General features: G+C 59.9%; 22 protein-coding genes. 6 read left to right on the forward strand and 16 right to left on the reverse strand.

Going from position 1 to position 24,649, the window contains the following annotated elements; all coding sequences use genetic code 11:
- Positions 1-48 precede the first annotated feature (48 nt).
- Positions 49-513 carry a glycine zipper 2TM domain-containing protein gene (locus tag LVW35_RS06445; RefSeq protein ID WP_003189251.1) on the forward strand — a complete coding sequence of 155 codons (465 nt, stop codon included), beginning with the start codon at positions 49-51 and terminating at the stop codon, positions 511-513.
- 310 nt (positions 514-823) lie between these two features.
- Here LVW35_RS06445 and nhaA read toward each other — a convergent pair whose 3' ends face one another.
- Entirely contained in the window at positions 824-1,999 is a 1,176-nt protein-coding gene (gene nhaA, locus LVW35_RS06450) for a Na+/H+ antiporter NhaA (protein WP_233894311.1), read from the reverse strand.
- Between the two features lie 216 nt (positions 2,000-2,215).
- Between nhaA and LVW35_RS06455 the strand changes: the two genes are divergently transcribed.
- The gene (locus LVW35_RS06455; RefSeq protein WP_233894312.1) at positions 2,216-3,310 is read left to right on the forward strand and encodes a PLP-dependent cysteine synthase family protein; all 1,095 of its coding nucleotides are present in this window, start codon (positions 2,216-2,218) and stop codon (positions 3,308-3,310) included.
- Positions 3,311-3,417: 107 nt separating this feature from the next.
- On the opposite strand, the gene LVW35_RS06460 is transcribed toward LVW35_RS06455, so the two are convergent.
- From LVW35_RS06460 to LVW35_RS06470, 3 genes are all read right to left on the reverse strand, one after another.
- Positions 3,418-5,031 (reverse strand): NAD(P)/FAD-dependent oxidoreductase, encoded by a 1,614-nt coding sequence (locus tag LVW35_RS06460; RefSeq protein WP_233894313.1) that lies wholly within the window; start codon positions 5,029-5,031, stop codon positions 3,418-3,420.
- 106 nt (positions 5,032-5,137) lie between these two features.
- Positions 5,138-5,809: a COG3650 family protein gene (locus tag LVW35_RS06465; protein ID WP_233894314.1), complete on the reverse strand. Its 672-nt coding sequence runs from the start codon at positions 5,807-5,809 to the stop codon at positions 5,138-5,140.
- 96 nt (positions 5,810-5,905) lie between these two features.
- Positions 5,906-6,505 (reverse strand): short chain dehydrogenase, encoded by a 600-nt coding sequence (locus LVW35_RS06470; RefSeq protein WP_233894315.1) that lies wholly within the window; start codon positions 6,503-6,505, stop codon positions 5,906-5,908.
- 105 nt (positions 6,506-6,610) lie between these two features.
- Between LVW35_RS06470 and LVW35_RS06475 the strand changes: the two genes are divergently transcribed.
- Positions 6,611-7,519, forward strand: a complete 909-nt coding sequence (locus tag LVW35_RS06475; protein WP_233894316.1) for a LysR family transcriptional regulator — start codon at positions 6,611-6,613, stop codon at positions 7,517-7,519.
- Here LVW35_RS06475 and LVW35_RS06480 read toward each other — a convergent pair.
- The 9 genes from LVW35_RS06480 to LVW35_RS06520 form a co-directional block, all read right to left on the reverse strand.
- Positions 7,516-8,001 carry a DoxX family protein gene (locus LVW35_RS06480; protein WP_233894318.1) on the reverse strand — a complete coding sequence of 162 codons (486 nt, stop codon included), beginning with the start codon at positions 7,999-8,001 and terminating at the stop codon, positions 7,516-7,518. The genes LVW35_RS06475 and LVW35_RS06480 overlap by 4 nt on opposite strands.
- Positions 7,998-8,774 carry an HvfC/BufC N-terminal domain-containing protein gene (locus LVW35_RS06485; RefSeq protein WP_233894319.1) on the reverse strand — a complete coding sequence of 259 codons (777 nt, stop codon included), beginning with the start codon at positions 8,772-8,774 and terminating at the stop codon, positions 7,998-8,000. The genes LVW35_RS06480 and LVW35_RS06485 overlap by 4 nt, the downstream gene beginning before the upstream one ends.
- Positions 8,771-9,649 carry an MNIO family bufferin maturase gene (gene bufB, locus LVW35_RS06490; RefSeq protein WP_233894320.1) on the reverse strand — a complete coding sequence of 293 codons (879 nt, stop codon included), beginning with the start codon at positions 9,647-9,649 and terminating at the stop codon, positions 8,771-8,773. Before bufB ends, LVW35_RS06485 begins: the two co-directional genes overlap by 4 nt.
- Positions 9,650-9,672: 23 nt before the next feature.
- Positions 9,673-9,969: a BufA1 family periplasmic bufferin-type metallophore gene (locus tag LVW35_RS06495; RefSeq protein WP_233894321.1), complete on the reverse strand. Its 297-nt coding sequence runs from the start codon at positions 9,967-9,969 to the stop codon at positions 9,673-9,675.
- A 159-nt stretch (positions 9,970-10,128) separates the two neighbouring features.
- A complete protein-coding gene (locus tag LVW35_RS06500; RefSeq protein WP_095184030.1) occupies positions 10,129-10,830 on the reverse strand; it encodes an ABC transporter ATP-binding protein in 702 nt (233 codons plus the stop codon).
- A gap of 1 nt (position 10,831) precedes the next feature.
- Positions 10,832-11,599, reverse strand: coding sequence for a high-affinity branched-chain amino acid ABC transporter ATP-binding protein LivG (gene livG, locus LVW35_RS06505; protein WP_005785832.1), 768 nt, complete (start codon positions 11,597-11,599; stop codon positions 10,832-10,834).
- Positions 11,596-12,849 (reverse strand): high-affinity branched-chain amino acid ABC transporter permease LivM, encoded by a 1,254-nt coding sequence (locus LVW35_RS06510; RefSeq protein WP_233894322.1) that lies wholly within the window; start codon positions 12,847-12,849, stop codon positions 11,596-11,598. Before LVW35_RS06510 ends, livG begins: the two co-directional genes overlap by 4 nt.
- Positions 12,846-13,769 carry a high-affinity branched-chain amino acid ABC transporter permease LivH gene (livH, locus tag LVW35_RS06515; RefSeq protein ID WP_028619257.1) on the reverse strand — a complete coding sequence of 308 codons (924 nt, stop codon included), beginning with the start codon at positions 13,767-13,769 and terminating at the stop codon, positions 12,846-12,848. Before livH ends, LVW35_RS06510 begins: the two co-directional genes overlap by 4 nt.
- Positions 13,770-13,996: 227 nt before the next feature.
- A complete protein-coding gene (locus LVW35_RS06520; protein WP_028619258.1) occupies positions 13,997-15,124 on the reverse strand; it encodes a branched-chain amino acid ABC transporter substrate-binding protein in 1,128 nt (375 codons plus the stop codon).
- Between the two features lie 341 nt (positions 15,125-15,465).
- Between LVW35_RS06520 and LVW35_RS06525 the strand changes: the two genes are divergently transcribed.
- Both LVW35_RS06525 and LVW35_RS06530 read left to right on the forward strand, forming a co-directional pair.
- Positions 15,466-15,777, forward strand: a complete 312-nt coding sequence (locus LVW35_RS06525; protein ID WP_233894323.1) for a DUF2288 domain-containing protein — start codon at positions 15,466-15,468, stop codon at positions 15,775-15,777.
- 250 nt (positions 15,778-16,027) lie between these two features.
- Positions 16,028-17,119 carry a hypothetical protein gene (locus tag LVW35_RS06530; RefSeq protein WP_233894324.1) on the forward strand — a complete coding sequence of 364 codons (1,092 nt, stop codon included), beginning with the start codon at positions 16,028-16,030 and terminating at the stop codon, positions 17,117-17,119.
- A 56-nt stretch (positions 17,120-17,175) separates the two neighbouring features.
- Here LVW35_RS06530 and LVW35_RS06535 read toward each other — a convergent pair whose 3' ends face one another.
- Both LVW35_RS06535 and LVW35_RS06540 read right to left on the reverse strand, forming a co-directional pair.
- The gene (locus LVW35_RS06535) at positions 17,176-19,440 is read right to left on the reverse strand and encodes a putative bifunctional diguanylate cyclase/phosphodiesterase (protein ID WP_233894326.1); all 2,265 of its coding nucleotides are present in this window, start codon (positions 19,438-19,440) and stop codon (positions 17,176-17,178) included.
- A 140-nt stretch (positions 19,441-19,580) separates the two neighbouring features.
- Positions 19,581-19,946 carry a YkgJ family cysteine cluster protein gene (locus tag LVW35_RS06540; protein WP_038849758.1) on the reverse strand — a complete coding sequence of 122 codons (366 nt, stop codon included), beginning with the start codon at positions 19,944-19,946 and terminating at the stop codon, positions 19,581-19,583.
- Between the two features lie 251 nt (positions 19,947-20,197).
- On the opposite strand from LVW35_RS06540, the gene LVW35_RS06545 reads away from it, so the two are divergent.
- Positions 20,198-21,544 carry a spinster family MFS transporter gene (locus LVW35_RS06545; protein ID WP_233894328.1) on the forward strand — a complete coding sequence of 449 codons (1,347 nt, stop codon included), beginning with the start codon at positions 20,198-20,200 and terminating at the stop codon, positions 21,542-21,544.
- Positions 21,545-21,710: 166 nt separating this feature from the next.
- On the opposite strand, the gene rapA is transcribed toward LVW35_RS06545, so the two are convergent.
- Positions 21,711-24,557 (reverse strand): RNA polymerase-associated protein RapA, encoded by a 2,847-nt coding sequence (gene rapA, locus LVW35_RS06550; RefSeq protein WP_233894330.1) that lies wholly within the window; start codon positions 24,555-24,557, stop codon positions 21,711-21,713.
- Positions 24,558-24,649 lie beyond the last annotated feature (92 nt).

Raw genomic sequence — 24,649 nt, forward strand, 5'->3', positions numbered from 1 at the left:
CGGCAAGCTGCAGCGTTTAATGACCACCTGTCCTTTGGAGTTGATGCTATGCGTAAGTCCGTTTTACTGGTTGCCTGCTTTACCACCCTGTCGTTGCTGCTGGGCGGCTGCGCCTCGAGTCTGACCGGCGACTCGTATTCCCGTGACGAAGCGCGTCGTGTGCAGACCGTGCGCATGGGGACCATCGAATCCCTGCGCCCGGTGAAAATCGAAGGCACCAAAACCCCAATTGGCGGCGCGGCTGGCGCAGTCATCGGCGGCGTTGGCGGCAGCGCCATCGGCGGCGGCCGTGGCAGCATCGTGACCGCCGTGATCGGTGCCGTCGCTGGCGGCCTGCTGGGTTCGGCTACCGAAGAAGGCCTGACCCGCACCCAAGGTGTGGAAATCACCGTCCGCGAAGACGACGGCAGCATGCGTGCCTACGTGCAGGCCGTGCAGGAAAATGAAATTTTCCGCATTGGTGACCGTGTGCGCATCATGACCGTTGATGGCACCAGCCGCGTTACTCGCTAAGCACGGGTTTTAGAAACACAAACCTCAACCGGGTGACTGGTTGGGGTTTTTCGTTTTATGGGCGGGCGTTTTTTGGGTGGCGATGCAAAAAACGCAGGCAATAAAAAACCGCCTTAGTAGGGCGGTTTTTTATTGCATACCCAACTATCGGCTGGGGATGCGACTCAAAGATGCATTGACCTGCATCCAAAGGCCACGTGTTTCGGTAAGTGTGCTGGAGGTAGGCCCAACGAAATGGGGCCGAGTATGTCGAAGTTTGCACGGCCTGTGGCGAGGGAGCTTGCTCCCGCCCCACAGTGATTGTGGCGAGTCAGGCCTTCTTACGACTCGCCATCGCCGTCACCGCATAACCAATACAGGCCGCCAGAATCGATCCCGTCAAAATCCCCATCCGGTCCTCACCCGCAAACTCACTGGCACCCGGCACAAACGCCAGCGAACCGACAAACAGGCTCATGGTAAAGCCGATGCCACAGAGGATCGCCACACCAAACACCTGGCCCCAGTTTGCGCCGCCGGGCAGGGCGGCAAGGCCGGTCTTGATGGCCAGCCAGGTGAGGCCAAACACACCCACGGTCTTGCCGATCAACAAGCCGGCAGCGATGCCCATGGGCACATGGTGGGTGAAGCTTTCAAGGCTGACGCCAGTCAGGGATACGCCGGCGTTGGCGAAGGCAAACAGCGGCAGGATGCCGTAGGCCACCCATGGGTGCAGGGCGTGTTCCAGCGTTAGCAGCGGCGAGGGCTCGGCGTTCTTGGTGCGCATAGGGATGCAAAATGCCAATGTCACACCGGCAAGCGTCGCGTGCACGCCACTCTTGAGCACGCACACCCATAGGATCAACCCAACGATCAGGTACGGCCCGAGTTTGATCACGCCCAGGCGGTTCATCGCAATCAACGCAATCAAGCAGGCACCAGCGCCAGCAAGAGCAGCACCGGACAGGTCGGCGGAATAGAACACGGCAATCACGATGATTGCGCCCAGGTCGTCAATGATCGCCAGGGTCATCAGGAACAGCTTCAGCGACACTGGCACGCGCTTGCCCAACAAGGCCAGCACACCCAGGGCGAAGGCGATGTCGGTGGCCATGGGGATCGCCCAGCCGGAGAGTGCGGCCGGGTAGTCCTTGTTGATCGCCCAGTAGATCAGCGCCGGCACGACCATGCCGCCGATAGCGGCTGCGCCTGGCAGAACCACTTGCGAGGGCTTCGAAAGGTGGCCGTCGAGCAATTCACGCTTGACCTCCAGGCCGATCAGCAGGAAGAAGAGGGCCATCAGGCCATCGTTGATCCACAACAAGGCCGGCTTGGCGATTTTCAACGCGCCGATCTGCGCCACCACCGGTACGTCGAGAAATGCAGCGTACAGGTGCGACAAAGGTGAATTGTTGATGATCAGCGCCAGGGCGGCAGCTGCGATCAGCAACAGGCCGCTGGCGGCTTCCAGCTGGAAGAAACGGGTGAAAGTGCTACGCAGAGGCAAGGGATGCTCTCCAATCCAGGTTCAATAGGTGGGTACCCTAACCCGTACCGTTAGTTGTTAAAACAAAAGTTATATTCTTATTTGTTATAAAGGGCTGCTTGGGGTGAGGTTGCGGCGAAGCCTAGCAATTGTGTGTCCGATTGAGTCGGTACTGTATCTGTGTGGCCTGTAGGAAACTCCTTAAAATTGGGTTCGAAACCTTTTGAGAAACTCACCATGAGCGACCATCGTCCCTGGGCCCGCGAAGCCATTCGCATTATTGAAGCAGACTTCCAGCGCAGCGCTGACACACACCTGATCCCCCTGCCGTTGCCGGGCTTGCCGGGTATCGCGTTGTACTTCAAGGACGAGTCCAGCCACCCCACGGGCAGCCTCAAGCACCGACTGGCCCGCTCGTTGTTCCTGTATGCGTTGTGCAATGGCTGGCTCAAGCCGGGCGCGCCGGTGATCGAGGCCTCCAGTGGCTCGACGGCGATCTCCGAAGCCTACTTCGCGCGCCTGCTTGGCTTGCCGTTCATTGCGGTGATGCCGGCCACTACTTCTCAGGAAAAAATCGCGCAGATTGCGTTCTACGGTGGCAAGAGCCATCTGGTGCAAGACCCCACGCAGATCTACGCCGAATCCGAACGCCTGGCACGGGAAAGCGGCGGTCACTTCATGGATCAGTTCACCTACGCCGAGCGCGCCACTGACTGGCGGGCGAACAACAACATTGCCGAGTCGATCTTCCAGCAGATGCGGTTTGAGCGACATCCGGAACCGAGCTGGTTGATCTCCAGCCCCGGCACCGGCGGCACTACTGCGACGCTTGGTCGTTATGTGCGTTATCGCCAGCATTGCACCCGCGTATTGTGTGCCGATGCCGAGCGTTCAGTGTTCTTTGATTTCTATCAGAGTGGCGACGCCAGCTTGCGCCTGGACTGCGGCTCACGCATCGAAGGCATTGGCCGGCCACGGGTCGAGGCGTCGTTTCTGCCCAAGGTGATCGATGCGATGGTCAAGGTGCCGGATGCGCTGTCGCTGGCGGCCATGCACTACCTGGCTGAGCGGCTGGGCCGGCGTGTGGGTGGCTCGAGCGGGACCAACCTGGTTGGCGCTTTGGTGGCGGCGCAGCAAATGAAAGCGGCGGGGGAATCGGGCTCGATCGTGGCGATCTTGTGTGATGGCGGTGAACGCTATGCCACCACCTACTACGACCAGGCCTGGCTGGCAGGGCAGGGGTATGCGCTGGACGGGCTGATTGAGGCCGTTGCGGCCAGTGTCGAGCGGGGCGAGCCGTTGCCGGACAGCATCCTGCGCGCCAATATCTAAGACGCAGCGGCAAGTTGTAAGCTCCAAGCTACAAGAAAAAGCAGGTGACCTATCCGCTTTTAGCTTGCAGCTTGAGGCTTGCAACTCGAAGCTTGCAACTCGAAGCTTCAGCCCAGGCTGGCCAACATATCCCGCGCCAACGCCTCGGCAATCCGAATCCCATCCACGCCCGCCGACAGAATCCCTCCGGCATAACCGGCGCCTTCGCCGGCCGGGAACAGGCCTTTCACGTTCAGGCTCTGCATCGAGTCGTTACGGGTAATCCGCAGCGGCGACGAGGTGCGCGTCTCGATACCCGTCAACACCGCGTCGTGCAGCGAGTAACCCTTGATTTGCTTTTCGAACGCCGGCAGGGCTTCACGAATCGCGTCGATGGCAAACTCCGGCAAGGCCAGCGCCAAGTCACCCAGGGATACGCCAGGTTTGTAGGACGGTTCCACACTGCCGATCGCCGTGGAGGGTTTGCCGGCAATGAAATCACCCACCAACTGCGCCGGTGCCTCGTAGTTGCTGCCGCCGAGGACATAAGCGTGGGATTCCAGACGTTCCTGCAACTCGATACCCGCCAGCGGGCCGCCCGGGTAGTCCACCTCAGGCGTGATGCCGACCACGATGCCGGAGTTGGCGTTGCGCTCATTACGCGAGTACTGGCTCATGCCGTTGGTGACGACACGGCCCGGCTCGGAGGTTGCGGCAACCACGGTGCCGCCCGGGCACATGCAGAAGCTGTAGACCGAGCGACCGTTCTTGGCGTGGTGCACCAGCTTGTAGTCGGCGGCGCCGAGTTTCGGATGCCCGGCGTATTTGCCCAGGCGTGCGGCGTCGATCAGCGATTGCGGATGCTCGATACGGAAACCCACCGAGAACGGCTTGGCTTCCATGTACACGCCACGGCTGTGGAGCATGCGGAAAGTATCGCGGGCGCTGTGGCCCAGGGCCAGGATCACATGCTTGGACAGGATCCGCTCGCCGCCATCGACGACCACGCCGTTCAACTGGCCGTCTTCGATGAGCACGTCGGTCACGCGCTGCTCGAAGCGTACTTCACCGCCCAGGGCGATGATCTGTTCGCGCATGTTCTCTACCACGCCGGTCAGGCGGAACGTACCGATGTGCGGCTTGCTGACGTAGAGGATTTCTTCCGGCGCACCGGCCTTGACGAATTCGTGCAGGACTTTACGGCCGTGGAATTTCGGGTCCTTGATCTGGCTGTACAGTTTGCCGTCAGAAAAGGTCCCGGCGCCGCCTTCGCCGAACTGCACGTTGGACTCTGGGTTCAGCACACTTTTACGCCACAGACCCCAGGTATCCTTGGTGCGCTGGCGCACTTCTTTGCCGCGTTCAAGGATAATCGGCTTGAAGCCCATCTGCGCCAGCAACAGACCTGCGAATATCCCGCACGGGCCGAAGCCGACCACGATCGGACGCTCTGTCAAGCCTTCCGGCGCTTGGCCAACAACGTTGTAGCTGACATCCGGCGCCGGGTTGATGTTGCGATCATCGGCAAACTTGAGCAGCAGGGCGGCTTCGCCCTTCACATTCAAGTCGATGGTGTAGATGAAGCACAGCTCCGACGATTTCTTGCGGGCGTCGTAGCTGCGTTTGAACAGAGTGAAATCGAGCAGGTCATCACTGGCGATGCCTAGGCGCTGCACGATGGCAGGCCGCAGGTCTTCTTCGGGATGGTCGATGGGCAGCTTGAGTTCGGTGATTCGTAACATGACAGGATCCGGTAGGCGGCGGGCTCGGAGGCCGGCTGTTTTGCAAACCGGCGATTATAAGCCCCAATGGCGGTTTCCCGTCATGTTAAAACAGCGCGGGGTCGCGTCAGTCGTCGCGCGAGCCACCGAACGACGCGCAACCGCGCTGCACCTGGCCGTTGACGCGCAATTCGGCGGTCATGTGTTGCAGGCTGCCGCTGACCGGGTCAACGCAACGCTGCGGAGCCACCCACAACTCCACGTGCTGATTATTGGCCTCGGTCATCAGGTTGAAGCGGCCGTCACCGATTTGCTCCTCCACATAGGGCACCGCCAGTGGCGGCTGGCCTTCGCGCTCCAGCACCAGGCCCTTCGCTGTGACATTCATCACCCAGGTCGGCTTGTGGCCGTTGGCGCGCAGGATCATGCGCTTGAAGTCCGGGTCATCGCAGGCCGAGGTCGAGCGCTCGACGCGATAGAGTTGTTGCAGGTCGACACTGCCTTGGGTGCCGCTGGCAACGCCGGAGAACTTGCCACGCAGGTCGGCAAACAACGCGCCTTGCTGGCCGGCCAGGGAGGCCGCTTCCTGCAGGATGCTGGTGCCGCCTGTGTCGTTGACCACGTAGTTGCGTTTGTTGTTGCACGGCTGGAACAGCAGTTTACCGCCGACCGCGGTGAGTTCGCCTTGCATACGCGTCAGCCCGGCGAGAGACGGCTTGGCCGGCTCGCTCTCGAACATCTGGCAGGCGGCGAACAGGGGAAGCAGGGCAAACAGAGCGAGGGTACGGGCGGCACGCATTATCGGGTCTCCAGACAGGTGCCGCCACGTTACGCAGGCTGGCGGCGCATCACAACCCCGGCCGCCAGTTTCAGGCGTTTCTGACAGACGTGCAGGTCAGCCCACGATAAAGGTCTGGCCGGTTTGCAAGCCTTCCACGCTCTTGGCGTAGGCCAATGCCACGTCAGCAGCTGGAGCGGGCTTGTAGCCACGGAAGTACGGCGCGTAGCTGTCCATGGCTTCGAGCAGGACTGTCGGGCTGACGGAGTTGACCCGCAGGCCGCGTGGCAATTCGATTGCCGCTGCTTTTACAAACGCGTCGATGGCACCGTTGACCAACGAGGCAGAGGCACCGGTGCGGATCGGGTCGCGGTTCAGAATGCCACTGGTGAAGGTGAACGAGGCGCCATCGTTGGCGTACTCACGGCCGATCAGCAGCAGGTTGACCTGGCCCATCAGTTTGTCACGCAGGCCCAGCTCGAAATCACTTTCGCTCATGTCGCCCAGCGCCACGAAGTTCACGCTACCCGCCGCACAAACCAGCGCGTCGAACTTGCCGGTCTGTTCGAACAGCTTGCGGATCGACGCGCTGTCGCTGATATCCACCTGAAAGTCGCCGCTGTTGCGGCCGATGCTGATCACGTCGTGACGTTGAGCCAGTTGCGCCTTGACCGCCGAACCGACGGTGCCGCTGGCGCCAATCAATAGGATTTTCATGGTGCTGTTCCTCCAGGGGTTTAAGTGAAGGTTCAGTCTAGAGTGGCTTTTCTGGTGGATAAACGCACTAATAGGCAACTTTTGGTTTTCAATTGGAAACAATCCATGAGCGAAATGGATGACTTGGCCGCCTTCGCCGTGCTGATCGAAGCCGGCAGTTTTACCGTGGCGGCGGAGCAACTGGGCTGCAGCAAGGGGCAGTTGTCCAAGCGCATCAGCCAGTTGGAGGCACAGTATTCGGTGGTGTTGCTGCACCGCACCACACGCAAGTTGAGCCTTACCGCCGCCGGTGCGGCGTTGCTGCCCCAGGCTCAGGCCTTGGTGGCGCAGGTGGATCGTGCCCGCCAGGCATTGGCTCGGCTCAAGGATGACTTGGCTGGACCTGTGCGTATGACGGTGCCGGTGTCCCTTGGCGAGACGTTCTTCGACGGTTTGTTGCTGGAGTTTTCTAAACAGTACCCCCAGGTGCAGATCGAGTTGGAACTCAACAACAACTACCGCGATCTGGCGCGGGATGGTTTTGACCTGGGGGTGCGCTCAGGCACGATCGAGAACGAGCGCCTGGTGGCCAAGTCTCTGCTCGCCTGGCGTGAGATGACCTGCGCCAGTCCGGCATACCTTGAGAGACATGGCGAGCCGCAAACGCCGGCCGACCTGGCCACTCACATTTGCCTGCTCAACAGCCACTACAGCGGCCGTGAAGAATGGCTGTATCACCAACAGCACGAACTGCAGCGGGTGCGAGTCAGTGGCACTTTTGCGTCTAATCACTACAACCTGTTGAAAAAAGCCGCGTTGGTGGGCGCCGGTATTGCGCGCCTGCCGTCCTATGTTCTGCCCGCAGAATTGGCTGACGGCCGCTTACACTGGCTCCTGCGTGATTATCAGACGCGCAGCATGCCGATGTACCTGGTACATCCCTACCAGGGCGGCCTGCCGCGTCGCACCCAAGTGTTGGCCGACTATCTGGTGGATTGGTTCAAGCGCAGCGGCGAGGTGTTGGACCGGCTTTAAGCATAGCGACGGGCGATCAGTTGATCGATGGACAGACGCCCCGGCCCTTTTGCTACGAGCAGCAACAGCAGCGCAATCCAGGTGCCATGGGTCGGGTAGGCGTCCGGGTAAACGAACAGTTGAATCACCAGGGTCATGCCGATCAGGGCTAGAGCCGAGAAGCGCGTAGCGAGCCCCACCAGGATCAGCACCGGGAAAAAGTGTTCGGCAAATGCGGCCATATGCGCCGCCACTTCCGGCGACAGCAACGGCACGTGGTACTCGCTGCGAAACAGCGGCAGCGTCGAGGCGGCCAGTTTTGGTTCGCCGATTTGGAAGGTGCCGCTGATCAAATCAATAGCGAAGCCTTCGACTTTGGTTTGCCCGGACTTCCAGAACACGGCGGCCACGGAAAAGCGTGCGAGAAAGGCGATCAGGCTGTAGGGGATTTGTGCGAAAAGCGCGATGACCCGTTTGATCAGGCAGGACGGAGGAGTGTTCATGGCGATACCTTTTGTGCTGGATGCAAATGAGTGATGACGTTGTGGCTGATCAGCAGCGTCAGGCATTGGTGCAAGTCGAACTCGGCTGACGCTTCAAGCGCCAGCTCCACGGCTTTTCCCAAGGGGGTGCCATGGGCCAGGCCGTCGATAAATGCGACTGAGCCATGGTCGATCGCAAAGACCTGGACCTCCAGGCCCTGACGCATGATCAGCGCACCCTGGGCGTACCAGGGATTCAACGTGGCCAAACCGCCCTCGGTCTGGTGCGCGGCCCAGATGGCCACCACCGCGTAGGCTGAATTCAAGGTGACAAGGGAGGGATGCAGCTGCACGCGCAATTTTCCAAGGTCTGACTGGCCTTGTAGTGCTTGGAGAACCGTCTGCTGGTCCAGAGATCGGGTATCTGCTGCGTGATACGCACGCACGCGCAGGCGTTCCAGCCGCGCGACATCGGCCAGGTAGGGCACGCTGGCGGCAGGCTCGAAGTCCTGGATAAACGCCGCGAACGCACTCCCGTACTCGCTGATCAACGGGCTGGCGGGTGGGCAAGCCTGAACGAACAGGCCAGCCATGGCGCGAAAGAATTCCTCGCCCACCAGTTGCAATGTCACGGGGTAAGCCGTTGCCAGTGCGTTGATCAACGAGCTGTGCACATTGTTGCGATACACCACAAAGCGGCTGGCGGGGTCGGCGCCATTGCTGCTGAACAAGCCATCGGGGCAGGCCTGGTCCGGCGCCAATAATGCCTCGGCGAAATCGTCATGCAGGCTCATGGGGCCACCCGCGACAGATGCCATTCGGCCTGTCGAGCCTCGGCCAGCAGTACGTCAAACGCCGGTACCTGGTTATCCCGCTCGATCAGTGTTGCCATCGGGCCCACCTGCGCCAGTACCTTTTCGTACAGCTGCCACACGGCGTGATCGATAGCGGCTCCATGATCATCAATCAGCAAACGATCACCGAGGCTGTCAGTGTCTTCGGCAAAACCGGCCAGATGCATCTCACCCACTGCGTGCAATGGCAACGCGTCGATGTAGGCAAGAGGGTCACGCTGATGGTTGATGCACGACACGTAGACGTTGTTTACATCCAGCAGCAAACCACAGCCGGTGCGGCGGATGACTTCGCTGATGAAGTCGGTCTCGTCCAGGGTTGAACGCTGGAATTGCAGGTAGGTAGACGGATTTTCCAGCAGCATCGGGCGTTTGAGGGTGCTTTGTACCTGGTCAACGTGTTCGCACACCCGTTGCAGGGTCGCACTGTCGTAGGCCAGGGGCAGCAGGTCATTGAGGAACACAGGGCCGTGGCTTGACCAGGCCAGGTGTTCGGAAAAAGAGTGGGGTTGATAGCGTTCGATCAGCGTGGCCAACCGTGCCAGGTGCTCACGGTCCAGCGGGCCTTCGCCGCCGATAGACAGGCCGACGCCGTGCAATGACAGCGGGTACTGTTCGCGGATCAACCCCAGGTAATGATGAAACGGGCCGCCGGCCACCATGTAGTTCTCGGCGTGCACTTCAAAAAAACCGATGTCGGGTGAGGTCTCGAGCACTTCAATGAAGTGCTCACGCTTGAGCCCCAGCCCGGCCCGGCGTGGGAGGCCGGGCGCCTGAGCCTGGGAGATGGCTTGCAGGGATGAATGAGTCATCATCAGTACTCAGGTTTTGCGCGGTTTCAGGACTTGGCGGTGAAGGCAGCTTCCTGGCCGAAACCGGTTGGCGAGGTGGAGCTAGGGGTTTTGAGACAGGTGCCGGCTGGGACCAGTTTCCAGGCGTTGGCTTGATCCTTGGTTTTCGAGGTGCCGGCGCAGGAAGTGCCGGCGCCAGCGGCGCAGTCGTTCTTGCCGGCTTCAGCCACGCCGAAGCATTTTTGCATGTCGTCGGCAGCGTGGGCGGTGCTGGTCAGGGCGCTCAGGCTCAGGGCGGAACCGAGGGCCAGGACGAGGGTGGCGGCGGACAGTTTGGTAGTCATGGTGTATCTCCAGCAGTGGGTTGGGGGGGCAGGTTTGAATGCCTGCTTGTACCACTAGAGAGGGTGGGTGGGAATTCGTTACAAGCCAGCTGAAAAAACTTTGAATAAAAAGGGGAGGCGGTTTCCCGGCTCCCCTTGTGTCCAGCAACCATGGGCGTTTCAGCCGCCCAGGTAGGCCTCGCGTACTTTCGGATCCGTCAGCAATTGCTCGCCCGTGCCCTGCATCACCACACGACCGTTTTCCAGCACATAGGCACGGTCAGCGATTTTCAGCGCCTGGTTGGCGTTCTGCTCCACCAGGAACACCGTCACACCGTCCTTGCGCAGTTGTTCGATGATGTCGAAGATCTGCTGGATGATGATCGGCGCCAGGCCGAGGGATGGTTCGTCCAGCAGCAACAGCTTGGGTTTGCTCATCAACGCCCGGCCGATGGCGAGCATTTGCTGTTCGCCGCCGGACATGGTGCCGCCGCGCTGGCTGAAGCGCTCCTTGAGTCGCGGGAACAGGTGCAGCACCTTGTCCATCTGCTCCTGATAGTCGCCCTTGTCGGTGAAGAACCCACCCATGGCCAGGTTCTCTTCCACGGTCAGGCGCGAGAACACGCGGCGGCCTTCCGGTACCACCGCAATGCTCTTGCGCATGATTTGCGATGACTGCAGGCCCACCAGTTCTTCACCCATGTAGCGGATGCTGCCGCTGTGGGCCTGAGGTGACCCGCACAGGGTCATCAGCAGGGTCGACTTGCCGGCGCCGTTGGCGCCGATCAGCGTGACGATCTCACCCTGGCGCACTTCCACGTTGACGCTGTGCAGGGCCTGGATCTTGCCGTAGAAAGTGGAAACGTTTTCGAATTGCAGCATTTTACGCTTCCCCCAAATAGGCTTTGATCACTTCAGGATTGTCGCGGATCTGCTCCGGCGTCCCGTCGGCCAAAGGCGTGCCCTGGTTGATCACCACGATGTGATCGGAAATGCTCATGACCAGTTTCATGTCGTGTTCGATCAACAGCACCGTGGCGTTGTTTTCTTCACGCAACACGCTGATCAGCGCCTTGAGGTCTTCGGTTTCCTTGGGGTTCAGGCCGGCGGCCGGTTCGTCGAGCATAAGGATCCGCGGGCGGGTCATCATGCAGCGGGCGATTTCCAGACGACGTTGCTGACCATAGGCCAGGGTGCCGGCAGGACGGTTGGCAAACTCGGTGAGGTTGACCTTGTCCAGCCAGTACGCGGCGTATTCCATGGCCTCGCGTTCGCTCTTGCGGAACGCCGGGGTCTTGAACAGGCCTGCAAAGAAGTTGGTGTTCAGGTGACGGTGCTGGGCAATCAAAAGGTTCTCGACCGCCGTCATGTCCTTGAACAACCGCACGTTCTGGAAGGTCCGCACCACGCCCTTGCGGGCGATCTCGTGACCGGCCAAACCCTGGATTGGCTGGCCATCCAGTAGGATGCTGCCGCCGCTCGGCTTATAGAAGCCGGTGAGGCAGTTGAACACCGTGGTCTTGCCGGCGCCGTTCGGACCGATCAACGCGACCACTTGTTTTTCTTTGACGGTGAGGGCCACGCCGTTGACCGCCAGCAAGCCGCCGAAGCGCATGCTCAGATTTTCGACTTTCAGGATCTCGCGGCTCATTTGCGCAGCTCCATGTGTGGACGTTGCATGGGCAGCAGGCCTTGAGGGCGCCAGATCATCATCAGCACCATCATGGCGCCGAACATCAACATGCGGTATTCGCTGAACTCACGCATCATCTCCGGCAGCAGGATCATCACGATCGCCGCCAGGATCACGCCCAGTTGCGAGCCCATGCCGCCCAGTACCACGATGGCGAGGATGATCGCCGACTCGATAAAGGTGAACGACTCCGGGGTCACCAGGCCTTGGCGAGCGGCGAAGAAGCTGCCGGCGAAACCGGCGAACGCAGCACCCAGGGTAAAGGCGGAGAGTTTGATGATGGTCGGGTTCAGGCCCAGTGCGCGGCAGGCGATTTCATCTTCGCGCAGCGCTTCCCACGCGCGACCGATGGGCATGCGCAGCAGGCGGTTGATCACGAACAGGGCGGCCAGTGCCAGCAGCAGCGCTACCAGGTACAGGAACACTACTTTGCTCACCGGGTTGTAGTCGATCCCGAAGTATTCGTGGAAGGTCTGCATGCCTTCTGCGGCGCTGCGGTCGAACGTCAGCCCGAAGAAGGTCGGCTTGGGGATGCTGCTGATACCGTTGGGACCGCCGGTGATATCGGTCAGGTTACGCAGGAACAGACGGATGATTTCACCGAAGCCCAGGGTTACGATCGCCAGGTAGTCACCGCGCAGGCGCAGTACCGGAAAGCCCAGCAGGAAGCCGAACGTGGCCGCCGCCATGCCCGCCAGGGGCAGGCAGATCCAGAAGCCCCAACCCAGGTAGTGCGAAAGCAGTGCGTAGGTGTAGGCACCCACGGCGTAGAAGCCCACATAACCCAGGTCGAGCAAGCCGGCCAGGCCTACCACGATGTTAAGACCAAGGCCCAGCAACACGTAGATCAGGATCAGGGTGGCGATGTCGACCGCGCCGCGCGAGCCGAAGAACGGCCAGATCAGCGCAACGATGATCAGGGCAATGATGATGTACCGCTGTGTGCGCGGCAGGGTCAGGAATTGGCTGACCTTGGGCGACACCAACGGACCACGGTTGCCTTTGAACAAGGCACCGACCTGTTGGGTGAACAGTACGCGCAGGAACATCAGCACCGAGCACAGGGCGATGATGGTCAGGGTCACGGGACCGGTGCCATGCACTTCCAGGTTGATGCCGACAATGCTCAGCTTGAGGCCGAGTACGGGGAACGCAACCGCCCAAACCAACAGCGCGCTGAAAAACGCCGATTTAAGATATCTGCTCATACTTTCTCAACCTCCGGGCGGCCCAAAATGCCGGTCGGACGGAACAACAGCACCAGAACCAACAAGCCGAACGCCACCACGTCCTTGTATTGGTCGCCGAAGATATCGGCGCCAAAGGCTTCGGCCACACCCAGCACCAGGCCACCGAGCATCGCGCCCGGGATACTGCCGATGCCGCCCAATACCGCCGCGGTGAAGGCCTTGAGGCCTACCAGGAAACCGGCGTTGGGGTTGATCACGCCGTACTGCATGCTCAGCAGCACCGCCGCAACGGCGGCCAGTGCGGCACCGATCACGAAGGTCAGGGCGATGATGTTGTTGGTGTTGATGCCCAACAGGTTGGCCATCTTGATGTCTTCGGCGCAGGCCCGGCAGGCGCGTCCCAGACGGGAGCGGGAGATGAACAGGGTCAGACCGAGCATCGCCACCAGGGTGACGACGAAGACCAGAATCTGCATGTACGAAATCAGCACTTCTTGTGCGCCGCCTGGGCCGAAGGAGATGCTCCCCGGGATCAGGTTGGGAATGGACTTGTCCTTCGAGTCCTGGGACAGCAATACGGTGTTCTGCAGGAAAATCGACATGCCGATGGCGGAAATCAGTGGAATCAAACGGTTGCTGCCACGCAAGGGGCGGTAGGCAACGCGCTCGATACTGTAGCCATAGGCACTGGTCACGACGATCGACGCCAGGAACGCGGCGGTCATCAACAGCGGCAGGGAGTGGATACCCATCATGGCCAACCCGGCAAGGGCGATAAAGGCCACGTAGGAACCAATCATGTACACCTCGCCATGGGCGAAGTTGATCATTCCAATGATGCCGTAAACCATTGTGTAGCCAATGGCTATCAAGGCATAGGTGCTGCCAATGGTCAGGCCATTAACCAGCTGTTGGAAAAAATGATAGATCTCAGGCATTACAGCGCTCCTAAAAACCCGATACGCATTTCACTGGTGGAGTCATTTCCGGCTCGGTGCCCTGTTCTGTGACCAGGTTGCACAAAGCGTTTGCCAGCGAACCGCTGGTGACGGTTTTAAGATTTTCAGGTGAGCCAGCGCCCGGATCGCGGGTGACAGGCCCATAAACCTCGTAAAACAAAGCCCACTGCTCTCACAGTGGGCTTGTTGGACCAGTAACGCCCGGCTTACTGAGGGGAAACTTCGGTTTTTGGTTTACCGAAGTGCCATTCGTAGACCACGAATTTGAAGTCCTTCAAGTCGCCCTTGGCATCGAAGCTCAGGTCGCCGGTAGGCGTCTTGAAAGTGCCCGCGTGGATGGCGGCGGCCACTTTGGCGGTGTCTTCGCTCTTCGCAGCGGTAATACCGCCGGCGATCACTTCAATGGCCGAGTAGGCTGGGAACACGAACGGACCAGTTGGGTCCTGCTTGTTCTTGGCGAACTCTTCAACGATGGCTTTGTTGGCCGGATCGGTGTCGAAGGACTTAGGCAGGGTCACCAGCAGGCCTTCGGAAGCGCCCTGGGCGATTTGCGAGATGGAATCGTTGCCGACGCCTTCTGGACCCATGAACTTGGCGTTCAGGCCTTTTTCCTTGGCCTGGCGCAGGATCAGGCCCAGCTCAGGGTGGTAGCCGCCGTAGTAGACGAAGTCGACGTTGGCTTGCTTGAGTTTCTGGATGATCGAGGAGAAATCTTTGTCGCCGGCGTTCAGGCCTTCGAAGACGGCAACCTTGGTGCCTTTTTTCTCGAGGGTCTGTTTCACGGCGGTGGCGATGCCCTCACCGTATTGCTGTTTGTCGTGCAGTACGGCGACGATCTTCGGCTTCACGTGGTCGGCGATGTAGTTGCCGGCGGCTGGGCCCTGGGCGCTGTCCAGGCCGATGGTGCGGAAGATCAGCTTGTAGCCACGGGCGGTGATTTCCGGGCTGGTGGCAGCCGGGGTAATCATGATCACGCCTTCATCTTCATAGATGTCGGAGGCTGGCTGAGTGGAGCTGGAGCAGAGGTGACCGACCACGAACTTGACGCCGTCGTTGACCACTTTGTTCGCGACGGCAACGGCTTGTTTAGGATCGCAAGCGTCGTCGTATTCCTTGGCTTCAAGCATTTTACCGTCGACGCCACCTTTGGCGTTGATGTCAGCGATGGCTTGCTTGGCACCCATGAATTGCATGTCGCCGTATTGTGTCACTGGACCGGTTTTAGGACCTGCGATACCGATCTTGATGGTGTCGGCTGCGAACGAATGGCCGGCAACCCCAGCCAGGACCATAGCGGCAAACAGTTTGGAAATCTGCTTAGTAGCCTTATTCATAGTGCTCCACTCTTACTGTTGTATTTTTTATAGTTCTAGCGGCCTTGTGAGCTGCAGAACCGGATCAGATATCTCGGATATCCCCCCGGCAGTGCCCTGGCAACTGTACCGGTACAGTGTAGAGCGCCGGTTCATCGCTTGAAAAGCTGGCTGCTGGGGGCAAAACCCGGGTGTGTCGCTTAAATGAAAGAAAAAGACAGAATCGCGGCGGGGTAATGCCAGAGTTTCGGGCAATCCTTGGCTTTACTGACACTTTCTCTCGGTGACTCATTTGCAACTGGGTTTTTCTACCAGAGCCACGACGTTATGATTGCGCCGTTTTTTTACTCAGGTGAATTCCCATGACGCAAGAACCTAGCACCCTCTATGCCAAGCTGCTCGGTGAAACCGCCGAAATATCCTGGAAAGAGCTTGAGCCGTTCTTCGCCAAGGGTGCCCTATTGTGGGTCGACGCCGGGCTGGATTTGATCGAAGCCGCCGAAGCAATGGCCGAAGACAACCGCGACAAAGTCGCTGCCTGGCTGGCCTCTGGCAGCCTGGCCGAGGTGTCTGCGACGCGGGCGCTGGACCTGGTGGAGCGCGATCCGAAGCTGTGGGCGGTGGTGGTTTCGCCTTGGATCCTGATCCAGGAAAGGGCAGTGTCTTCGAGCTAGGCACCAAAAAGGGGCGTGATTTTCTGCTTTGAAAGTGTGTAGCGGGGTAACTGCTGGCGGGGTGATGGCATCTTGCCGTGAAGAAAGGTCACAGCCCAGGGTGACGCGCACGTTATGGGAACAGTTTTCCCGTCGCCCAAAGCGCGGGAGAATTGTTTCTTAGTGTGAATAAAGCCTGTTAGTTGTCAGATTCCGACGTAGGAAAAGGTGAAGTCCGGTAAAGTTCGCCGCCTGCCATCCGGAGTTCGTCATGCTGTCAACGCTGCCCCTCTCAGCGAAACCCTCGCACCAGTTGCTTTATCTGATCTACGGTAAACAGGATGTTTATCGGCGCGAAGCCAAGTTCAGCATTCTCAGCGCCTTGTCACAGCTCAAGCAGGGCGAGTCGCTGTGCATCCGGGTCATGACCGACCGTCCTCAGGACTTCATCGGTTGGCCGGTGGAAACCATCGAGCTCGACGAGCAGACCCTGATCCAATGGCAGGGTGGAAACGGCTACCTTCACCGACGCAAAGCCTGTGCGATCGCCCAAGGGTTGACGCTGGCGGACAAGACCCTGTTTGTCGACACCGACACGGTGTTCCTCAAGTCTCCCCATCGCGTGTTCGAACTGATCGAGCCTGGCCAGTATGTGATGGACGAGTTCGAGTACGACTGGAGCTACGTCTGCGAACGGCCGGATTACCTCAAGCTGGGCAAGCACCTGCACACCCATGGTGTGTCTGCCGGCAACAGCTTCAAGCTCTACAATAGTGGCCTGTGCGGTGTCCGTGATACGGATGCGTCGCTGCTTGAAACCTCGATCCGCCTGATCGACGAGTGGACCCAGGACTCATTCGATATCCACACCATCGAGCAAGTCGCGATTTCCTTCGCAATGCGTGGCAACACGGTGCGCGAGGCCAGGAAGTTCGTTCATCACTATTACGCCGACAAACGCTTCTTCCATGCCATGCAGGCGCGTTTCTTCAGCCTTCACGGTGAAGCCTTCAGCCCTGAGCTGGTCGCGCGTTGCCTTGACGTACCGCAGGTCAAGCCCATGCCCTCGGCCTGGCAGCGATTGCGCATCAAATGGAAACTGCGCAATCAGCGCAAGCATGTGAAGAGGGTGGGGCGCGATTTGCTTTACGGCAGCGCGGCACCTGAGCACCCCTATTACCAGGTGTGTCGACAAGGTTGGTGGGAGTCGGCCTCGCGTGAGATCCGTGGCTGGGATGAGGCTGAACAGAATAAGTTCTTCGGTACGCAAGCATCCGCCTGGCCTAAGCAACTGCCTCGGCCTGCCAAAGCGGCAGACGAGCAGGCCATCATCGCCTACTTGCAACAACGAAGAGCCTATTGAGGCAGCGGGTGGCAGAGTTATTTTTGGAATGACGGCTAAATGCCAGGATGTCGGCGTCAGCGAATTGGCCTGACGATGGACGCGGAGCCTCCACGGTTTGGGGAGGCGTCTTTCGGCGGACTGCTGTCCTGGTTGCCCGCCTCTCTATGCGGGGGGATCGGGTTGCGCTGGTTGATGCCTTGCATCACACCGATGATGTCACTGGCTGGCACCGCCGGGCTTAACAGGTAACCCTGTACGAAATCGCAGCCATGTCTGAGCAGGACCTCGAATTGGGCCTGGGTTTCCACGCCTTCGGTTACCACCTGCAAATGGAGGGTGTGAGCCATGCCGATCACCGCCTGGACGATCTCGATATCGGCGATGGACTTGGGAATGTCCTGGATAAACGAGCGGTCGATTTTCAGGGTGTTGAGGGGCAAGCGCTTGAGGTAAGCGAGTGACGAGTAGCCGGTGCCGAAGTCGTCGATGGCCAGCGACACGCCCAGCGCGCGAATCTGCCGCAGCAACGCCAGGGTGCTGCTGATGTTGCCCATCAGCGCGTTTTCGGTCACTTCCAACTCCAGTCGGTTGGCGCCGATCCCGCTGAAGCGCAACGCGTCTTCGATTTCGTCCGCCAACTCATCGCGCGCCAGATTCAGGGCCGAGCAGTTCACCGTCATGGTCAGGTCGGTATAACCCCGTTCAGACAGCAGGCTCAGATCATGACAGGCTTGGCGCAATACCCAGTGGTCCAATTCGGCAATCAGCCCGTTGCTTTCGGCGATCCCGATAAACCGGTCCGGGGCCAGTAAGCCGTGCTGTGGATGTTGCCAGCGCACCAGCGCTTCCAGCCGTGTGACCTTGCCCAATTTCATGTCGAAGATCGGTTGATAGAACAGCACCAGTTGGTTATGGGTGCGCAGCGCTGCGCGTAGTTCCTCTTCCAATTGCAATTCGAGGAAGGCGCGGGTTTTCAGGTTGGAACTAAAGAAATTCAGGCTGTTTCGCCCGGCATCCTTGGACTGATACAGCGCCAGGTCGGCGGTTTTCAACAGCTCTTCGCAGGTCAGGCCGTCATCGGGGAACAGGCTGATACCAATGCTGGTGGTCATCACCATGCGCCGTCCGGCCAGTTCGATGGGCTCTTTCATCTGTTGCATGATCCGCTGGGCCAGGTGCCGGGCTTCGTCGCGGTGGTGGATGCTGATCAGGATGCAGAACTCATCGCCGCCAAACCGCGCGACCACGTCGGCGTGACTGCGCACCGAGCCCTTGATGTGTCCGGCCAGCACGGTGAGCAATTGGTCGCCGGCGTCATGCCCGAGGCTGTCATTGATGCGTTTGAAGTGGTCTATATCCAGAAAGATCACCGCCATCATGCCATGGGAGGCGGTTTTTTCGGCGAGCTTCTCGGCAAAGATCTGGTTGAAACCCCGGCGGTTGAGCAGGCTGGTCAGGGCATCGTAGTGGGCCACCTGTTGCAGCGAGGCACGTGCTTGATCGAGTTCGCTGAGCAGGGCATTGACCCGGCGCAGGTCACGTTCCTTGTGCTGCAGCTTCTTGTCGGCCAGGGCAGCGCTGATGCTGCTGCCGATCACCAGCAGGGTGATGACGGCCACCGACAGGCCAAGTTGAATCGGGTTGTTGTCCGCAGACAACGACAGGTCGGCCCCGGTAGGCACGATCAATTGCAGGGCGGCCATACCCGTAAAATGCATGCTCAATATTCCGGCACCCAATACCAGGCTGGCGGCATATTTGAGCAGTTGGTGAAACACGCCCGATCCCGTGCGCAAATAGCTCGACAGCAACAACGCAGCCAGGCTGGCGCCCATGGCGATGCCCACCGAAGCCAGGAACAGTCCCGAGTCAAAGTACAGCTGAGCCTGTGACCGCATCGCCGACATGCCGATGTAATGCATCAAGGCGATACCGATGCCCATCCACACCGACGCCAGTAAATACTGGTGGAAACGCAGGTTGGAGTGACTGAGGGTTTGCATGGCGATCAACGACGCGATCAGCGCGATCAGTAAGGATGCGAACGTCATCAACAGGTCGTAGTGGATGGCGATCGGGGCCTGGAAGGCCAGCATGCTGATGAAGTGGGTGGACCAGATCCCGCCTGCCAGACAACCGGCACCTAGCCATCGCCAGTGGCGCCGCGCGGTAGGGTCTTCGACGTGTCCGACGCGTTCGGCCATGTCCAGCGTGCCAAAACCCGCCGCGCACGCGACCAGATAGGCAAGTAACACCAGGAAGGGGTTATGACTGCAATTGAGTAATAAGTGCCCGCTCTCTGGAAGCGCGGTAAAAAAATGCAGACCCAGCCATTCCATAGCATGTCCCGTCATAGCGTCACGTCACTGCCTACGGCGATGACCTATGAGGACCAGTGTAGACGCGTAGGAGAATTCGCCAAGGAGTAATGGCACTTTGATTTTCTACAATTTTGGCATGCCATCCATAGCGTTTGATGCTAAGCGCTGATGGGCAGGTCCAATTCGAACGGTGCTTCCAAAGGCGCGAGGCCAAATGCGGCGCGGGCTGCATCGCAATCGGCGTTGTGCACGCCCTCATACCAGGAGGACTCGAATTCACGGCACACACTGGAACGCTGATCGTAAATCGTGCAGCGGGTGCCTTGGCCCACTTCTCCTTCAAGGCTGCAGCAGCGCGCGGGTTTCTGGTCGGTGCCGATCATTGCCACGCGGGTGGGGTTGATCTGCACCACCAAGTCATCGGGCACCGTGCCCCCCGATGAGGCGCACTCACCCCAGAAGAAAGACACACGAAAGTGTGAACAGCAGGCACCGCAATTCAGACACGGACTGGCTTCGGACATGGGCGTCATCGATAAGAAAAGTAGGATTGGAGGTGTTACGGAAGGCTCGCCATTCTATCCGTGCCATGGCCGTTGGGAAGGGGGGCATGAACTTATATTTTTGTAGGTGAAGTCCCGTGATAGGGGACGAAATCATGCCCTATCAGCTTTACGAATCATTACAGACAACCGGGCCCCGCCTGACTATGTTGCAGGTACCGGGCAGGATGCATCGGGCATCGCAGCTCTCATAACAATAAAGAGACGGACCCATGCAGAACTCGACCCAAGCGGCGAATGCCTGGCGCATTCTGTTCCTGCTGTTCCTCGCCAACCTGTTCAACTTTTTCGATCGCACGATTCCGGCAATCATCATTGAACCAATCCGCATGGAGTGGCACCTGAGCGACTTCCAGCTCGGCATCATCGGCACCGCCTTCACTATCGTCTACGCCATTGCCGGCTTGCCCCTCGGGCGCCTGGCCGATACCGGCTCGCGCAGCAAACTGATGGGCTGGGGTCTGTTTGCCTGGAGCGGGCTGACGGCGGTCAACGGCATGGTCGGCAGTTTCTGGACGTTTCTGCTGGTGCGCATGGGCATCGGCATTGGCGAAGCCAGCTATGCGCCCGCTGCCAATTCGCTGATTGGCGACCTGTTCCCGGCGCACCGTCGCGCGCGGGCCATGGGCATTTTCATGCTGGGCTTGCCGCTGGGGCTGTTGCTGGCGTTCTTTACCATCGGCTGGATGGTCAAGGCGTTCGACAGCTGGCGCGCACCGTTCTTTATAGCGGCGGTGCCGGGCATCATCCTGGCGGTGTTCATGTTCTATATCAAGGAACCCAAGCGCGGCGCCGCCGAAACCGTACAAGTCTCCCAAGAACGCGTCGACCGCCCGATCCGCCGCGTGCTGGCGGTGCCGACCTTCCTGTGGCTGGTGCTGGCCGGGTTGTGCTTCAACTTCGCAACGTACGCTTGCAACTCGTTCCTGGTACCGATGCTGCAGCGCTACTTCCTGATGCCGTTGCAGGAAGCTGCCGTCGCCACTGGCGTGATTGTCGGCTTGACCGGCCTGGTGGGTCTGACGTTGGGTGGCTGGGTCGCCGACAAAATCCACCAGCGGGTTGCCAATGGTCGTCTGTTGTTTGCGGCGTTCAGCCTGATCATTTCTACCGTGACCACCGCCTGCGCATTGCACGCCGGGCGCATCGAGATTGGCGTGTTTGTGGCGCTGTTCAGCGTGGGCTGGTTGTTTGCCTATAACTTCTACACCTGCGTATACACGGCAATTCAGGACGTGGTCGAACCGCGCCTGCGGGCCACGGCGATGGCGCTGTTTTTTGCCGGGTTGTATTTGCTGGGTGGCGGGATGGGCCCGATTGTAGTGGGCGGGCTCTCCGATCATTTTGCCCATTCGGCGATGTATGCGGCGGGGGCGGAACAAATGACCGAAGCTTATAAAGCGGTGGGGTTGCATGACGCTATGTACCTGATCCCGGTGGCGCTGTTTTTGACCATGCTGTTTCTGTTCCAGGCGTCGCGAAGTTTTGTGCGCGATGCCAAGAAGATGAAGGAGGGGTTGAGTGGAGTTGAGGTCCCGGCGGCTGCGGCTACGGCTTGAAACCGAGGTGACCGCTTCGCGAGCAAGCCCGCTCCCACAGGGGACCGCATTCCAAATGTGGAAGCGGGCTTGCTCGCGAAGAGGCAATGACTGACACCGGTATTCTAAAGTGAATAAAAAAGGCCCGTATTGCGCGGGCCTTCTTTTTAGCGGGCAAGGGTAGTAGTCAACCCGCTACCAGCACTCGAATCGCTTCCAGTCGCAGCGCCGCCTTATCCAGCATCGCAAGGCCTTGTTCGCGCTGGGTACGCAGGGCGACCAACTCACTGTCACGCACAGTCGGGTTGACCGCTTGCAATGCGGTCAGGCGCGCCAGTTCTTCGTCGGTGTCCGCCGCCAGGCGACGCTTGGCCTCGGCCACGCGCTCGGCATGTTGCGGGGCGATCTTCTCTTCACCGGCGTTGATCCGTGGCGTCAGCTGGTCGCGCTGGGCCTGGATGAACTTGTTGGCGCTGGCCCGTGGCACGCTTTCCAACTGATCGTTGAGGGTCACGAATGACACACGGCTCGACAGGTCGTTGCCATTGGCATCCAGCAGGCAGCGCAGGGCAGCCGGGGGCAGGTAACGGCCCAGTTGCAGTGAGCGCGGCGCGACCACTTCGCTGACGTAGAGCAGTTCCAGCAACACGGTGCCAGGCTTGAGCGCCTTGTTCTTGATCAGCGCCACGGCGGTGTTGCCCATGGAGCCGGACAGCACCAGATCCATACCGCCTTGCACCATCGGGTGTTCCCAGGTGATGAACTGCATGTCTTCGCGCGACAGTGCCTGGTTACGGTCGTAGGTGATGGTCACACCTTCGTCGTCGCCCAGGGGAAAGCTGGCGTCGAGCATTTTTTCGCTGGGCTTCAAGATCAGCGCGTTTTCCGAATGGTCTTCGCTGTCGATGCCAAACGCGTCGAACAGGGTTTCCATATAGATCGGCAGGGCGAACTGGTCGTCTTGCTCAAGAATCTCTTCCACCAGTGCATCGCCATCACCCGCGCCGCCGGAGTTGAGTTCCAGCAAGCGGTCGCGACCGGTGTGCAGCTCTTGTTCCAGGCGCTCTCGCTCGGCACGGGCCTCGTCGATCAGGGCTTGCCACTCAGCATCGTCGGCGTTTTCCAGCAGCGGCAGCAGGCGTGGACCGAATTGATGCTGCAAGGCGTTGCCGGTCGGGCAGGTGTTGAGGAAGGCGTTGAGCGCTTCGTGGTACCACTGGAACAGGCGCTCTTGCGGGCTGGTTTCCAGGTACGGCACGTGCAGTTCGATCACGTGCTTCTGGCCGATCCGGTCCAGACGGCCGATGCGCTGTTCCAGCAAATCGGGGTGGGACGGCAGGTCGAACAGCACCAGATGGTGGGAGAACTGGAAGTTGCGACCTTCACTGCCGATCTCGGAACAGATCAGCACCTGGGCGCCAAACTCTTCATCGGCGAAGTAGGCGGCGGCGCGGTCACGTTCGAGGATGTTCATGCCTTCGTGGAACACGGTGGCCGGAATGCCGGAGCGCACGCGCAGGGCGTCTTCCAGGTCCATGGCGGTTTCGGCGTGGGCGCAGATTACCAGGACCTTGGTGCGCTTGAGCATTTTCAGTTGGTCGATCAGCCACTCGACCCGTGGGTCGAAGCGCCACCAGCGGTTCTCTTCTTCGATGTCCGGCTGCGACTGGAAGCTGACTTCCGGGTACAACTCGGCGTGTTCGCCCAGCGGCAACTCGAGGTATTCGTCCGGGTTCGGCAGCGGGTAGGCGTGCAGCTTGCGCTCGGGGAAACCTTGCACCGCGGCGCGGGTGTTGCGGAACAGCACGCGGCCGGTGCCGTGGCGGTCGAGCAGCTCGCGCACCAGGCGTGCGCTGGCCTCGGTGTCGCCATCGTTGACGGCGGTGAGCAGCGCCTCCCCTTCGTTACCGAGGAAACCCTGGATGGTTTTGTGCGCGGCAGGGGAGAGACGCCCCTTGTCCAACAGTTCCTGCACGGCTTCGGCGACCGGGCGATAGTTCTCGCTCTCGGCGCGGAAGGCTTGCAGGTCATGGAAACGGTTCGGGTCCAGCAGGCGCAGCCGTGCAAAGTGACTGTCCTGGCCCAGTTGTTCCGGAGTGGCGGTGAGCAGCAGCACGCCAGGAATCACTTCGGCCAATTGCTCGACCAGTGCGTACTCCGGGCTGGCTTTTTCTTCGTGCCAGACCAAGTGGTGAGCTTCATCGACGACCAACAGGTCCCAGCCAGCGGCGAACAGCGCGTCCTGGGCCTTCTCGTCGTCCACCAGCCATTCCAGCGCAACCAGCGCAAGCTGGGTGTCTTCGAACGGGTTGGTGGCATCGCTTTCGATAAAGCGTTCTTCGTCGAACAGCGCAACCTGTAGGTTGAAACGGCGGCGCATTTCCACCAGCCATTGGTGCTGCAGGTTTTCCGGGACCAGGATCAACACGCGGTTGGCGCGGCCCGACAGCAGTTGACGATGGATCACCAGGCCAGCTTCGATGGTCTTGCCCAGGCCCACTTCGTCGGCCAGCAATACCCGTGGCGCGATGCGGTCGGCGACTTCACGAGCGATGTGCAATTGGTGAGCAATAGGTTGCGCCCGCACGCCACCCAGGCCCCACAGCGAGGACTGCAATTGGCGGCTGGTGTGTTCCAGGGTGTGGTAGCGCAGCGAGAACCACGCCAGCGGGTCGATCTGCCCGGCGAACAGGCGGTCGCTGGCCAGGCGGAACTGGATGAAGTTGGAGAGTTGGGTTTCCGGCAGGGTGACCTGCTCGTTCTGCCCATTGAGGCCGTGGTACACCAGCAGGCCGTCGACGTCGTCGACTTCCTGTACGGTCATTTTCCAGCCTTCGAAATGGGTGATGCTGTCACCCGGCGAAAACCTCACGCGAGTAAGGGGCGCATTCCGTAGCGCATACTGGCGAGTGTCGCCAGTGGCCGGATAGAGCACGGTCAACAAGCGGCCGTCCTGTGCCAGAACGGTGCCTAACCCCAGCTCTGCTTCGCTGTCACTAATCCAGCGTTGCCCCGGTTGATACTGCTGCGCCATGCTGCCTGACTCCCGCCGTGAAAAAGCCGACTATCTTAACGGAACAAGCCCCTACGCCCAAGGACTCTGAGAAAAACTACGCCCTTGGTGCA

Origin of the sequence: Pseudomonas sp. HN11 (assembly GCF_021390155.1) — a bacterium.
Classification (GTDB): domain Bacteria; phylum Pseudomonadota; class Gammaproteobacteria; order Pseudomonadales; family Pseudomonadaceae; genus Aquipseudomonas.